At 39.2% G+C, this 15,519-nt stretch carries 10 protein-coding genes; 1 reads left to right on the top strand and 9 read right to left on the bottom strand.

Annotated features, from left to right (window positions below):
• Positions 1-195: 195 nt before the first annotated feature.
• Genes K1X82_11885 through K1X82_11875 form a run of 3 tightly spaced genes read right to left on the bottom strand, consistent with a single transcriptional unit; the run spans position 196 to position 4,272 of the window.
• A complete protein-coding gene (locus tag K1X82_11885) occupies positions 196-1,359 on the bottom strand; it encodes a prolipoprotein diacylglyceryl transferase (GenBank protein MBX7182803.1) in 1,164 nt (387 codons plus the stop codon).
• Positions 1,360-1,378: 19 nt separating this feature from the next.
• Entirely contained in the window at positions 1,379-2,695 is a 1,317-nt protein-coding gene (mtaB, locus tag K1X82_11880) for a tRNA (N(6)-L-threonylcarbamoyladenosine(37)-C(2))-methylthiotransferase MtaB (protein ID MBX7182802.1), read from the bottom strand.
• A gap of 26 nt (positions 2,696-2,721) precedes the next feature.
• Entirely contained in the window at positions 2,722-4,272 is a 1,551-nt protein-coding gene (locus K1X82_11875) for a hypothetical protein (GenBank protein ID MBX7182801.1), read from the bottom strand.
• Positions 4,273-4,407: 135 nt separating this feature from the next.
• Here K1X82_11875 and K1X82_11870 point away from each other — a divergent pair, with 135 nt between their 5' ends.
• Positions 4,408-5,442: an aminotransferase class V-fold PLP-dependent enzyme gene (locus tag K1X82_11870; GenBank protein MBX7182800.1), complete on the top strand. Its 1,035-nt coding sequence runs from the start codon at positions 4,408-4,410 to the stop codon at positions 5,440-5,442.
• Positions 5,443-5,631: 189 nt separating this feature from the next.
• Here the strand turns inward: K1X82_11870 and K1X82_11865 are convergent, their stop codons facing one another.
• From K1X82_11865 to uvrA, 6 genes are all read right to left on the bottom strand, one after another.
• The gene (locus K1X82_11865) at positions 5,632-7,194 is read right to left on the bottom strand and encodes a LysM peptidoglycan-binding domain-containing protein (GenBank protein ID MBX7182799.1); all 1,563 of its coding nucleotides are present in this window, start codon (positions 7,192-7,194) and stop codon (positions 5,632-5,634) included.
• Positions 7,195-7,380: 186 nt separating this feature from the next.
• A complete protein-coding gene (locus K1X82_11860; GenBank protein ID MBX7182798.1) occupies positions 7,381-7,845 on the bottom strand; it encodes a GNAT family N-acetyltransferase in 465 nt (154 codons plus the stop codon).
• Between the two features lies 1 nt (position 7,846).
• Entirely contained in the window at positions 7,847-9,376 is a 1,530-nt protein-coding gene (gene guaA / locus K1X82_11855) for a glutamine-hydrolyzing GMP synthase (protein MBX7182797.1), read from the bottom strand.
• A gap of 25 nt (positions 9,377-9,401) precedes the next feature.
• A complete protein-coding gene (locus tag K1X82_11850) occupies positions 9,402-11,165 on the bottom strand; it encodes a phospho-sugar mutase (protein MBX7182796.1) in 1,764 nt (587 codons plus the stop codon).
• A 138-nt stretch (positions 11,166-11,303) separates the two neighbouring features.
• Positions 11,304-12,815: a radical SAM protein gene (locus K1X82_11845; protein MBX7182795.1), complete on the bottom strand. Its 1,512-nt coding sequence runs from the start codon at positions 12,813-12,815 to the stop codon at positions 11,304-11,306.
• 582 nt (positions 12,816-13,397) lie between these two features.
• Positions 13,398-15,519 (bottom strand): excinuclease ABC subunit UvrA (uvrA, locus tag K1X82_11840; protein MBX7182794.1); only part of this gene is annotated, 2,122 nt, incomplete at its 5' end.

Genomic DNA, 15,519 nt, shown 5'->3' with positions numbered 1-15,519 from the left:
ACGATAGAGGCAAGTAGCCCACAGGCGCACGCGGCGCTAGCCAAGTGGGCCGAGGACTACAGCCGATAGCGTGACCCGAACGCCCGTGCAGGTTGTTTTGGGCTTTATAAAATGCAGGTTGGGCGGAGGGGGCCCGCATACCAAGTATAAAAAAATTGTAATAAGCTCCTAGTATACTTTTTCGGCTTACCCTAATTACCAATTAGCCAATTTGGTTGGATTTCTTTTTAACCAAACTAATCCAAAAAGACCAAGTAAAATTAGGGTGGTTGAAATTAATTGGGCTTGGGTAACCATCATTCCCAGGAATTCAAATTTAACATTGACCCTAATTTGTTCTATCAGGAATCGCTCGATACCATTAAAAATCAAGTAAACAGAAAACAAGGTGCCTGGGGTAGTGAAGTGTTTTCGAGTAATCCACAAACCTGCAAAAATTAAGAGAGCCATAGTAGTTTCATACAAAGGAGTAGGAAATGCATTTCCGGAAATTGATTCAAGTCCCATACCAATAAAATCAGCTTTCAGATTAATATGATGAACGTTGTTAGGATAATTGTAAGCCCAAGTCCAATCGGGCAAAAAACTCATCCATTCGGGTTTTGGCATATCATTCGGAATACCCCAATCTCCATCTCCGGCTACCTGACAACCGATACGACCGATTCCGTAGGCCAGAATCAATCCGGGGGCGGTACTGTCGCATAAATGCAGCACTTTTATTCCTTTCTTTCTAGCATAATAAATAATACCGGCAGCAGCACAAATTAAACCGCCATAAAAAGTTAATCCACTGAAACTGGTTAAAGCGTCAATAGGGTCTTCAGCAAATTCCTGAGGATTTTCCAGATTATGGAAAATTTTTGCTCCTAAAATTCCGGCTACTACTGCGATCATGGTTATATTTCCAACCCACTCATGCGGCATTACCATTCGATCTACCAATTCAGGCGTTTGTCCCAAAAACTTAGGATCTTCTTTATAGGTAAGGTAAACCCCGATTGCGGCAAAGAGTATTCCTCCAGCCAAACTGCCTTGTAAGGAAAGAATATAGGCTTGGGTATCGGCGGTTGCCAAATCAAAATTAAGGATTATTCCAACCAATTTATGACCTATAACAAACCCAATCAAGGCACTGAGAAGGTATTCTGAAATTGGTAAAGGTTTTCCGGTCCATTCCTTTTCCATACGTCCCAATAAACGACCTTCCTTTTCTCTTCGAACTATTTCGGAAGTTAGGGTATACATAGCTGCTAAAAAGGCCATGGCAACAAAAAAGCCAAAACTTTGAACAAGTTTTAGGAATGGAATACTAATTCCGAATAAATCTAAAAAGGCGTCGTATAAAGTAGGATACAAGATAAATAAAATTGATTGATTAATTAATTGGTTCTAATTGGGTTAGTTTGCCCATCATTATACCATCAAAATCCAGTTGTTCTAGTTCAACAGGAAGGATAGCATTAGCCAATTCTGGTTGAAACGGGATTTTGACTTTTATATAATTAGGAGTAAATCCATACATCCAACCTTGATCGTTTTCGTTCTCAAAAAGTACAGGCAGGTGCTTATTTAATTGACTTTCGTAAAAAGCTCTTTTTTTCTTTTCGCTCAAAATAGTGAGCATTTTATTTCGCTGTTGACGGATATTAACCGGAACAACTTCCTGGATTCTTAATGCAGTGGTATTTTCTCTTTCAGAATAGGTAAACACATGCAGGTAACTAATTGGCAATTCATTCAGAAAGGAGTAGGTTTCCAAGAAATCCTCTTCTGTTTCACCCGGAAATCCAACAATTACATCTACGCCTATGCAGCAGTTCGGCATTATTTCCTTAATTAGTTGCACTCTGTTTTGGTATAGTTCTTTTTCATACCGACGCCGCATCGATTTCAAAATTTTATTTGAACCGGATTGCAACGGAATATGAAAATGAGGAACAAATTTTTTCGATTGTGCTACAAACCGGATAATTTCATCGGTAAGGAGATTGGGTTCAATAGAGGAAATCCTAAATCTTTCAATCCCTCCAAGATGATCTAACTCTTTGGCTAATTGCAAAAAGTTCTGGTTATTTGATTTTCCAAAATCACCCAGATTTACTCCAGTCAAAACCACTTCTTTAACACCGGTTTTGGCAGCTTCTTTAGCAATTTCAAGTGTATTTTCAACTGTTTCACTTCTACTAAAACCTCTAGCTAAAGGAATGGTACAAAATGAACAGAAATAATCACAGCCATCTTGAACTTTCAGAAAGGTCCTGGTTCGATCTCCGGCAGAATAGGCAGGAACGAATTCTTTTACTTCCTTTATTTCACAAGCATGAATTCCACGATTCAAGGCATTTTCCCTATCTTCCAGGAAGGAAAGAATATTAAACTTTTCATTGGCACCCAAAACCAAGTCAACACCCGGAATTCCTGCAATTTCTTCGGGTTTAAGTTGAGCATAACAACCAATTACAGTAACAAAAGCATTTGGATTTTTCCGAAGGGCTCTTTTAACCATGTCGCGACATTTTTTGTCTGCCTGATCGGTTACACTGCAGGTATTAATCACATAAACATCTGCTGCTTCTTCAAAATCAACTTTGGAATAGCCGGCATTCACCAATTGTCGGGCAATGGTGGATGTTTCGGAAAAATTCAATTTACAACCAAGGGTGTAAAAGGCTACTGATTTTTGGCTATCCATAGTTTGGAGGCAAAGATAATGCTTCTTCAGACGGCATCCTTTACTTTTTCCTTGACAATTTCTTTAAAGTTGCGCTTTTCCACCTTGCTTTCAGCCCAGGAAATAAAATCGAAATATTCAAAGGCTGTTCTTTCAAAAGGATCATTATTTAACTCCAACAAATCATCTCTTAATTTAGAAAAAACAGCGGCTAGCTCATGTTTATAGGCATTAGCGATGCGATTAATAAACCTTAGCATTACAGTTTCGAACTTGTAAACACGGTTACGAGTTTTCAAATATCGATGGGTTGATTTTAATTGATAAGGGAGTAAACTTTGGTTTCCCAATTCAATGTGAATTACCAAATTCAGAATTTCGGCAAAACAATAAATCGCTTGACTTTTATCGATACTTACATTGTCTAACAATTTATTAATCCAACGAAGGGCTTCATTGTATTTTCCTTCACCAAAATAATTGATGGACACATTATAGTAAAGGAAGGCCTTTCTAACATGACTCAACTTTTCCTCATACAGTTTTAATCCTGCCTCAATTAAAGGGACTGAATCAATAGCCTTTTCAAAATTTCCCAAAATAAAATGAATGGTTAATTCGGTGCTGTAAAGCAAATAAAACATACGCACATCCAGGTCCTCATTCCTTGCATTTTCAAACTCTTTTGGTAATTCTCTCAGCTTATCCAAGTAGAAAAACACTTCCTGGTACATTTTCAATTGACTAGCGATATAAACAATGTTTGTAAGCAGGGAAAAATAAATATTGGGTTCCTCGCTAAACATTTCCAAATTAGCTTCAATTAGAGAAAGGTTGGAGGTAAGATATTTATAACTCTCTTTATAGTTACCTATACTAAAGTAAAAGGCGCTGTTAATATGGTTATACAAATACCTGGTTTCATAGTAAAAGAATTTGGAATCATGTCCTTCCAAACGAGAGGCAATAATGTTTCTAAATTTTTCCAATTCCTCTTGCGACCTTGCTGAGCCGGTTTTATTCAGGGTTCGGAATAAATTACTTTTGATATTCCAGAACTCTGAATGCAGTTCTATTTTCTTAAGAATCAATCGATCTTCTTCATAAATTCTCTGCAACTCAGCATCATCAACCTCTTCGTAGGTATCCTTTTCAATTAGGAGTTTTTCCCACTTAAATATCTCCAACAAAGAAGTATGTTTTTCATAATCATAAGCCATCTTCTTTGCTTGTTTTAGCAATTTAGCTGCCTGCTTATACAAGGTTTTTTTGTATAGAATTTCCGCTCCATGCAGGAGTTTTTTCAACTGAGCATCAATACTGCTATTACTATGAAACGCATCCAAACTCCTCAACAACATGTCGTACAACCTTGTTTTTGAAATAGCAAATTGTTTCGGATCGATAACCGTTGACAATTGCTTAACTAAAGCTTGTTCATTGTACTCCTTTTGCTTATCGATGGAATCGAACAAGAGGTTGTAAAAATTCGACTCCCCGCCCGGTGCCCTGGAAGCATAAACCTTGAAATACCTTTTTTCAGGCTTCTTTAAGGCTTTTATCAATTCAAATAAATGGTCAGAACTGGTTTTTGACATAGGAAATGAATTATTTTAGAAGTGTAATTATAGACAATTTTCCTGACACTTTAAAACTGAAATAATAAATTTATTTCCTTTATCAAGTTCGATTGGTATTTATCACCAAATTTGTACAGGTTTAAAATTGAAAAAATGAAGCAAATTGACTTACGTTCTGATACCGTTACAAAACCTAGTAAGGCCATGTTAGAGGCCATGATGGGTGCCGAAGTTGGCGATGATGTTTTTGGAGAAGACCCAACGGTAAACCGGTTAGAAAGGAAAGTTGCTGACTTATTTGGAATGGAAGCCGGATTATTTGTTCCTTCCGGAACAATGAGCAACCAAATTGCTTTGCATGTGCATGGAAAGCCGGGAGATGAAGTACTATGTGACCACCAATCGCATATTTACCAGTATGAATCCGGGGGATTAGCAGCCAATAGTGGTTTACAGGTAAAATTGATTGAAGGAAATCGAGGCCGAATTACTGCGGACCAAGTAAAGGTAGCCATTCAGGCAGATTATGATTGGCTAACCAGATCAAGCATTATCAGTATTGAAAACACTTGCAATAAAGCAGGAGGAAGTGTCTATGAATGGACCGAAATAGAAAAACTTAGTGCACTGGCCAAGGAGAAAGGATTGAAATTCCATTTGGATGGAGCCAGACTATTTAATGCCATGCTTGTTCAAAACAAAACCAGCTTGGATTACTCCGGGATGTTTGATAGTATTTCTATTTGCCTTTCCAAAGGGTTAGGTGCACCGGTAGGATCCGTCCTCCTCGGAAGTACAAGCTTTATTAAAGAATCGCGTAGAGTCAGAAAAAGATGGGGTGGCGGAATGAGGCAGGCCGGATACCTGGCTCAAGCCGGTATTTTTGCATTAGACAATCATTTGGACAGATTATACCAGGACCATCAAAAAGCACAATCACTAGCTAAACACCTTAAAGGATTATCCTTTGTAAACAAGGTTCTTCCTGCAGAAACAAACATTGTAATATTTGATTTAAACCCGGTACATTCCACAACCAAATTTCTCGACCTTTTGAAAGAGAAAGGAATTCGAGCTATCCAATTTGGACCGCATACAATTCGAATGATAACACATTTGGATTTGGACGATCAGGACTTGGAAATTTGCCTGCAGGTTTTAAGCTCAATGGAATCAAAAGAATTTTAGAACTGAAATTTTAGCGGAATTTTTATTAAGATACCTTCTAGGTTTTCTAATTCAAAATTGCTATCTTTACTTTTCCTTTTTTTAATTCCCGAAAAATGCCAAAACCATTTGAAGACAAATTGCCAATACTTCCTAGCCCGATAGGAGTATTTTTGGCGCCTTAGTATTGGAATCTATAAGTTACATTGATTATTTGACTTTAACCAATTGGTTATTATCAAATTTTACGATGGAACATGCCTTGTTTTCAAATCCCTTTTCCGAAGAATCTCTGAAGAAATCAAATCCGGTGCTCATTCCTGAACCTGGAATTTGCCAAAGTGTTGTATGGAAATTTTGGCCTCTATTGTTAAGAGCATTAAGGTAATAATACGTAATATCATAACCCAAAAAGGCCATTTGGCTTGGCTCTGACTGATATTTTTCCCTGAATTTATATATAAATCGCTTAACAGCTAAATCCTGGTAATCAACAAAATAATTGAGTGGTAAATGAACATTTAATTTACTAAACAAATCCGCTTCAATGTTGTCGAAATTCTTCCAAATAGCCTGTCCGCAAACCACTAGTTTATAATCATCCCTTTTTCCATCCAGTTTGGGTAATAATTGACTTACAAGTACCTGATCTGAAGAAAAGACCACCACCACATTTTGCTTATTTCCACCAAGTAATACATTGGAAATACCAGTAAAACCTGATGATTTATAATTTACCTCCTTCATCCATCCATTCTTTTCTGGAAGTAGCAATTTCATTTTATTTTTGAAGGCATTCATCAAATTCAAATCGGTTTGATGATCATTGTGAACCAATATCAAATTAGCATCTTTGTAGTTCTTGGAAAGGTAATCGGCCATAGATTCCATTTGACTGGAATTATTAGGAACAACCTTACTAACCAATGGGTTTCCATTCAGAATTTTACTATTTTGAATCATTGGGGAAACCAATGGTATCTTTTGCTCTTTGGCAAATTTTGCAACGGTTTCGAAGGTTGAATTATAAAAAGGGCCAATAATTAAGTGAGACTGCTGGACTTCCTTCCGTTTCAAAATTTGCTTGGTTTGAACCGAATCTGAAACCACATCAAATACAGAAACGTGGTAATGTAAACCACGACCTTTTAAACTATCAATGGCCAACATAGCACCTTGATAAAAATCAAGAGCGTTTACGGAATTAGCCCCAACTTTAAATGGAATGGTATCTGAAAATACATAATCTTTCAAATAAAATGGAAGTAATAACGAAACGAAATTTACACTAGGAGCACTTAAATCTTGCTTATCAATTCGGCTAGTTGTAATAGGCTGAGAAGGAGCTACCGGTACCATTCCATTGGAACCAACAGCCTTTTCTTCTGTTGGAATTTTAATCACTTGTCCTAGCTTCAGTCCGGATTCTAATTCAGGATTTAAAGCTTTGAGCAGTTCAATGGTTGTTCCATATTGTTTGGAGATACTATACAAAGTCTCCCCTTGAACAACGGTATGACTTCCAACACCTTCCGATCCGGAACCAGGAGTCTGGGCAACGGGCGTAGATGGCTTTAAACTAGGTTCTACCGGTATTTTTAACAGTTGCCCAACTTTTACGCCTCCATCAACCACCTCCGGATTTTCAAAAGCAACTTCACTTACGGTGGTACCATAGGCCTTGGCTATGCCAAACAAAGTTTGCTTTTCTTCTACTTTATGAATGAAATATTTTTTCCCATTAACCAACTGAATTTCTGTTGATTTTTTCACTTCAGAAACTTGGGAAAAGGCAGTTTGTGCAGATAGAATAAAGCACAAAACAAGGGCAAAAAAGGGACTAAATTTCCTCATTCGAAAATCTGAACGAAAGTAGTGCATTGAACAATTCCTAAACGAAAAAAATCCGAAATAATTTCGAATCAAAGTACATGGCATAAACCCTCCATTACCAAAGGTTTAGGACTTTCTTTCCATTTCCCTATGTGGAATATTATCTTCCAAATATTCCTTCTTTGCCGTTCTTCGAAAGCCTATTTCTTCATAAAAAGCTTGTAAATGACTTTGAGCAGAAATAGTCAATAATGTATAGCGCTTAATAGACTCAGAATATTGAACCGCTTGCTTCATTAACTCCCTGCCTACTCCTTTACCTCTGCCTTTTGCCGAAGTAATAACCCTACCTATGGAAGCAGCATGAGGATAAGAAACTCCAGGAGCTAAAATACGACAATAGGCTACTAATTCCCCTTCCTCATCATAACCTAACACATGAACTGTATCCTCTTTCAAGTCCTTACCATCCAAATCCTGATAGGGACAATTTTGTTCTACTACAAACACTTCTATGCGCAACTTTAACAATTCATAAAGCTGAGTATTGCTTAGATCATTAAACTTTAGAAATTCAAATGTAGTAAGCATCTTATTCCCATTCTATGGTTGCCGGTGGTTTACTGCTAATATCATAAACAACCCGGTTTATACCTTTTACTTTGTTAATTATTTCATTCGACATTTTGGCCAAAAACTCATAGGGTAAATGAACCCAATCAGCAGTCATTCCATCCACCGAACTTACAGCACGAAGACAAACAGCGTTCTCGTAGGTTCTTTCATCTCCCATAACACCAACCGAATTTACCGGCAAGAAAATGGATCCTGCCTGCCAAACCGAATCATACAATCCATGTTCTTTTAAACCATTAATAAAGATGGAATCAACTTCTTGTAGTATCCTTACTTTCTCCGGTGTAATATCACCTAAAATCCGAATAGCTAAGCCCGGACCAGGAAAAGGATGACGTCCCAATAAATCCTCATGCAAACCTAAACTTCGTCCAACCCTTCTTACTTCATCTTTAAACAAACTGCGCAAAGGCTCCACCACTTTTAATTTCATAAAATCCGGAAGTCCGCCAACGTTGTGGTGGGATTTAATGGTAGCTGAAGGACCCTTCACCGAAACTGATTCAATTACATCCGGATAAATGGTACCCTGTCCCAACCATTTCACATCTTGAATTTGATGTGCCTCCTCATCGAACACCTCAATAAATACTCTACCAATGATTTTCCTCTTTTGCTCCGGATCGCTAACTCCTGCTAACTCCTTGTAAAATCTATCCTTGGCATCAACCCCTTTTACATTTAAATTCAAATGCTTATATTGATCCAAGACTTGCTCAAACTCGTTCTTCCTGAGCAAACCATTATCTACAAAAATACAATGCAAATTTTCACCAATTGCCTTGTTCAACAAGGTTGCAGCTACGGTACTATCAACCCCACCCGACAAGCCTAAAACAACCTTATCGTTCCCAATTTTCTCTCTTAACTCATTTACGGTCAAGCTAATAAACGATTCAGAAGTCCAATACTGTTTGCACCCACAAATATCCACAACAAAATTCTTTAGCAAATTCTTCCCATCTGTACTATGTGTAACCTCCGGGTGAAATTGAATGCCGTATGTTTCTTCATCCTGAAACTTAAATCCAGCCACACGAACATCTCTTGTACTGGCGATGAAATAGGCATTGGATGGCAAACTCATAATAGTATCGGCATGACTCATCCAAACTTGGGAACCGGCATTTAATCCATTAAACAATCGATCGCTTGACAATGCCATTGATAAGTTAGCTCTTCCATATTCCCTGGTTTCCGCAGCCATCACCTCTCCCCCATAAACATAGGAAAGTAGTTGAGCCCCATAACAAACTCCTAAAATCGGAAAACGGCCTCTCAACTTATCTAAATCTACCCTTGGAGAATCGGCCTGCCTAACCGAATAAGGACTACCTGAAAGAATGATTCCTTTAACCTCCGGACCCGGCTCAGGAAAATGGTTGTATGGATGAATTTCACAATACACATTTAACTCACGAACCCTCCTGGCAATCAATTGGGTATATTGTGATCCGAAATCTAAAATCAGTATAGTTTCCTGCATGGGTCTCAAAAAATGAAAGGGTGGATTAAAAGGATTTCATCGCTTCTTCCAAAGATGAAAGACGAGCGTTTAAAACTCCTTCAACAGCCGCAAAATTAGCTGTATTATCCAAGTTTTCATTCACTGAGAAATAATATTTAATTTTTGGTTCTGTACCACTTGGCCTCACGGTTACCAACGACCCATTTTCTAATTCAAACTGCAACACATTACTCTTTGGTAATTGAGTATGACCAACCGGATTACCTGATAAATCAATTATTTTTTGAGTTTTGAAATCCTTAATTCGAACCACGCTAAAACCTCCTAAAACGGATGGAGGATTGGTACGAAACTTTTCCATCAAACCTGCTATTTCCTCTACGCCTGATTTGCCTTTCTTAGTAACCGATATCAAGCTTTCTTTAAAAAAGCCATATTCCACGTACAATTCCTTCAGTAAAGTTGCCAACGACTTACCATTATCTGCAGCCCAAGCACACATTTCGGCAATTAAGGTAGCCGATAAAATGGCATCCTTATCCCTTACAAAATCCCCGGCTAAATAGCCATAACTCTCTTCTCCTCCACCTAAAAACACTTCTTTACCTTCTAAATTTCTTATCAATTCAGCAATATACTTGAACCCGGTCAGAACATTATACACCTTGAGTCCCATTTTCTCGGCCATCCGATCCAGCATATAGGTTGTTACAATGGTTTTCCCTACAAAATGATTGGATCTTAAACTTCCATTTTCCTTGTTCTTCTGAATAAGGTAATTAACCAACAATACAGCCGTTTGGTTTCCATTCAGCAATTCCAATTGACCTTGTTCGTTGCGTATAGCTATCCCAACCCTATCACTGTCCGGATCAGTTGCCAAAACCAAATCAGCACCTAGCTTATCGGCTTGTTGCATTGCTATAGCCATGGCGGCCCGCTCCTCCGGATTCGGAGAATGTACCGTTGGAAAATTTCCATCAGGTATGGCTTGCTCTTGTACTATGTGTACATTATTGAAACCAAAATTCTCTAAACACTTTGGTAATAAACTAATTCCGGTACCATGCAAGGAGGTGTAAACGATCTTCAACCCGTTTTGGCGAATAACAGCCTCTTTGGATAAAGATAGTTTTTTTACCTCTTCTAAATAAGCTAGCTCAACCTCCTCCCCTATTTCCTTTATTAAGTCGGAACTGTACGAAGTTTTAACTTCCGAAAACCCTTGTATCTTTTCTACTTCCCAAATAATGTTTTTATCGTGGGGTGGCAAAATTTGACCACCGTCTTCCCAATAAACTTTATACCCATTGTATTCCTTTGGATTATGTGAAGCTGTAACCACAATTCCCGATTGACATTGTAAATAACGAACAGCGAATGATAACAATGGAGTTGGCCTTAAGGCAGAAAACAAATGTGCTTCAATCCCATTTGCAGCCAATACCTCAGCCGCCTTTCGTGCAAATAAAGGACTGTTGTTTCTGCTATCGTAAGCAATTGCAACCCTTGGCACCTTTCCTTTAACTTGCTGATTGATATAAGTGGCCAATCCCTGGGTGGCCATCATAACCGTATATATATTCATTCGGTTGGTTCCAACTCCCATTACCCCTCGCAAACCACCTGTACCAAATTCCAATTGAGTATAAAAGCTATCTATCAGTTCCTTTTCATCCGTTTCCAGCAATTGTTTTACTGCTGCACGAGTTTGTTCATCGTATTCATTTCCAAGCCATTGTTCGGCCTTTTTGCGAATTTCCATGGATAAGGTTGTGTTTAAAACCGGGCTTTGTACGGAGTTCATCTCAATCAGTTCCAATCTTGCTACATTTCCATTATACCCTACCTAAAAATTGTAATTCGTTTCCTTTTCGAACAAAGAATGGCTTACTCTAAAACCTTCATCTAAAGTAAAATGGATGTTTTAGAATAGTTTAAACAACTAAAAATGAAGATGATCCTTGGCCATTTTTAACAACTCGATGGTGGAATGATTGCCAAATGCATCTACTACAAACTTAATTTCCACCCTTACCATTTCCTTTAAAGCCATTTCTTTCAAGGATTTTAAAGGCAAATACCCCAAGAAACTATCTATTTTAGAAACAATCTGATGGTAACGGGGTTCTACATTTCCCTCCATATCATTTTGATTTTCAACCAAATAAAAATGAATCCGATTGTATATCACCGTTTTCAAAGCATCAAAACCCTCCTCGGTATTAACTCCTGCTTCCAACTCTTCCATTTTCTTTTCATCCCACCACTCCTTCACTACATTTTCTATTCCACGATCGCTTATATGCTGCAGCTCTTTTTCTCTTCGAATTGCCTCCGATTTCCAATCACCGACCACATTTTTAAAATAGTGGTAATGGTTTCGATTCAAGGCTTGAAGGTGGGTATTGGTTTCAAAATCGTACTGTCCCAAATAGGAATAAATCGCATCCAAATCCTGAGAACTCAAATTATTTAAAGCAAATTTTCGTGGATTCCACACTTTATGAAAGGTTTGAACTGCGCCCAATCCATTACTAAACTTCACAAAATCAGGCATTTCTTTCCAATTTTGCCGCATAACGCAGGTACTAATATTAAATTTCCGATTTCCTTGCCTACAGTACTCAGCAAAAAACTCAATATGCTCTAAAACCCTTTCAAACTTAGCATTGGGTCTAATCCCTTCAAACACTTCTTTTTTTAGTGAATCCAGACTTACTCCAATGTGAAAATTCCCTTTTTCTAAAATTTCCTTTACCCGATTATTGAGCACGGTTCCATTGGTTTGAACCATAATTTTGCAATTCGGATTTAGCCTGACCAACTTCTCCCATATCTGATAATTGGCATCGATTAGGAAAGCTTCACCCGACCCACTAAATCGAGTTTCTTTTAAATACGGTATAAACTCTTCTAACTCTTCTAAAAAAGCATCGTCATACACATAGGGAATCGGAGGCAAATTTTCTACGTTCTTTCGAATCGATGACGAAAATTTACCCACACACATCACGCATTCCAGGTTACAGGTATTGGTGAGCAAAAATTCCATTTGGGTAGGATATTCCGGGTGAATTGGAATGTGATCAAAATGCCTGGCTCTCACCTCTTCAAAAGCACCGGATTCCAAGTCCATTTTACAAATTTCACAGCCCTTACCCAAGGTATAGTTTTTCATATCGGCTCGCATTAGTTGAGCCGAAGCACTTTTCCAAATCTCCTTTAAACGCTGTTCCGGGTATTTTCCGGCAACAAATTCCATGTTATGGCAACACACTTTCACCTCTCCATTTTGGGTAAAATACATATTGGTTCCCGGTGCCCAGCAAAGCGAAGCTCTTTTCTCTTTGGGCCTGGTTTCATCGTATTTTCCAAGGTAAGGAAATCGATTCAACGAGGCTTGCTTTCCGGTATTTGAACCGGGAAAAAAATTCTTTAAAAAGCCTCCAAACATGGTTTTCTGAAACTGGTATGGTGTGATTGGTTTGAGCGAAAGTACCTCTTTTAAATACAATTTCCCTAAATTTCTTTTTCCATTCGGCTGACTGCCGTAATAGGATTATCTCCGGAGCTTGCCTAGGTGGTTAAGGCTGTTTTTATTAGAAAACAATCTTCAGTACCCCGAATTATCTTCTGCCCCGCTATCGGCTATAGTTTGCGGTGTGCAACTACCGGGTATCCTGAGGAAAACCCGATCCGGAGCTTCGACCAGGCTTCAGGAGCCGCAAAGCTATTTGCCTCTATCGGGTTTAGATTAGGATGGTTCATCTGTTTTTATTAACTGCAGCAAAGGTGCAAACCCTTGAAGCCGCCCTTCGAACCGGCAACCCAATCGTTTTCAGCTATTTGAGTATGAAACACCCTACCCGATATCGATTATTAAAAGAGTTGAAGACATTAAGCTAAACCCGGTAGAGCCAAATAGCTTTGCCAGGCAAAACAGATGGCAACATGCAACAAGCTGTTGTTGGCAAACTATAGGCGATAACGGGGATATCGATTTTTCGGGCAGCGAACGATCTTTTTCCAAAGAAAACTACAATTCACGCTTCAGATATTCGGCGGTAATACTGTTTTTAAGCTTTGCTACTTTTTCAGGAGTTCCTTCGCAAACGATGGTTCCACCACCTTTTCCGCCTTCGGGACCAATATCAATAATGTGATCGGCCATTTTAATAATATCCATGTTGTGCTCAATCACCACAATGGTATTTCCTTTATCTGCCAGCTTGTTCAGCACTTCGAGCAGGATACGAATATCTTCGAAATGCAGACCCGTAGTGGGTTCATCGAGGATATAAATAGTTTTTCCGGTATCTCTTTTTTGAAGTTCGGTAGCCAATTTAATTCGCTGGGCTTCACCACCGCTTAAGGTTGTACTTTGCTGACCCAGTGTAATATAGCCCAGTCCAACCTCTTTCAACGACCGAATACTTCGCACGATGTAAGGCACGGCTTCGAAAAACTCCACGGCAGTATCGATGTCCATGTTAAGCACATCATTGATACTTTTTCCTTTGTAGCGAATTTCGAGGGTTTCGCGGTTGTAGCGCTTGCCTTGACAGGTTTCACACTGCACATACACATCGGGCAAAAAATTCATTTCGATGGTTTTCATGCCAGCTCCCTGACAGGTTTCGCAGCGACCACCTTTTACATTGAACGAAAAACGCCCGGGTTTGTAGCCTCTTATTTTTGCTTCGGGCAAATTAGCGAACAAGTTGCGGATTTCGTCCATAACGCCGGTGTAGGTTGCCGGATTGCTACGCGGGGTTCGACCAATTGGACTTTGGTCAATTTCAATGCATTTATCGAGGAATTCCAGTCCTTCAATTTTATCGTATTCAAGGGGTTTATCTTCGCTTTTGTAAAAATGCCTTGACAATACAGGGTACAAGGTTTCGCTTATTAGGCTTGACTTTCCGCTACCTGAAACACCTGTTACACAAATAAATTTGCCTAGCGGAAACTTTACGGTAAGGTTGCGGAGGTTATTCCCTTTTGCACCTTTTAAGACCAGAAATTCACCATTTCCTTTACGACGTTCAACGGGTACTTTGATTTCTTTTTTTCCAAGCAGGTAATCGGCGGTAATGGTACCTGCGTTTGCAACTTCGGTGGGTGTTCCTTGGGCCACAATTTTCCCACCATGGATTCCGGCACCCGGGCCAATATCAATGAGGTGATCACTCTCCATCATCATATCCTTATCATGTTCCACCACCAAAACCGAATTTCCGGTATCGCGGAGTTTTTTCAAGGCATCGATTAATCGGGTATTGTCACGCTGGTGGAGGCCGATGCTGGGTTCGTCCAGAATATAAAGCACACCCACCAGTTGAGAACCGATTTGGGTAGCCAACCGGATGCGTTGAGCTTCACCACCTGAAAGACTTCGGGCATTTCGATCGAGGGTAAGGTAAGTAAGTCCAACATCGAAAAGAAAACCCACCCTTGAGCGGATTTCTTTTAAAATTTCTTTAGATATTAGAGCCTGTCTTTCGTCCAACTTATCTTCAACTGTTTCGAACCATTTACCAAGATCTGAAATGTTCATTCGACATAGATCGGCGATGTTGTGGTTATCGATTTTGAACCAGAGAGCTTCCTTTTTCAAGCGAGCGCCCAGGCAAACCGGACATTCTACCCGGTTTAAGAAACCCCGAATCCAGTTCAATTCTGTTTTGGAGCTTGCTTCCTGGCTTTGACGCAGCAGAAAATTCACCAACCCTTCAAAGCTCATGGCAAAGGAGCTTGATTTTCCGTCTTCCGCCTTTACTTTCAGCATTTCATCCGAACCGAATAAAATAGCGTCCATGCCTTCATCCGGAATATCGGAAATGGCATCATCGAGGCTAAAAGAATGTTTATCGGCAATGGCCTGAATTTGGGTAAAAATCCAATTGTTCTTGTATTCCCCCAAGGCAGCGATTCCACCCTTTTTTATACTTTTCTTATCGTCGGGAATGAGCTTTTTCCGGTCAATTTCGGCTACAGTTCCAAGTCCGTGGCATTTTGGACAAGCTCCGTAAGGTGAATTAAAAGAAAAGGTATTGGGTTGAGGATCTTCGTAACTAATTCCCGTACTGGGGCACATCAGGTTACGGCTATATTGTTTAAGCAGGTTAGAATCCAGGTCCATCACCATCAATTCACCT

The sequence above is a fragment of the Bacteroidia bacterium genome (assembly GCA_019695265.1).
Lineage (GTDB): Bacteria > Bacteroidota > Bacteroidia > JAIBAJ01 > JAIBAJ01 > JAIBAJ01.
Note: the sequence above shows the minus strand (reverse complement) of the source record. Positions and strands in the feature narration are given on the sequence as shown.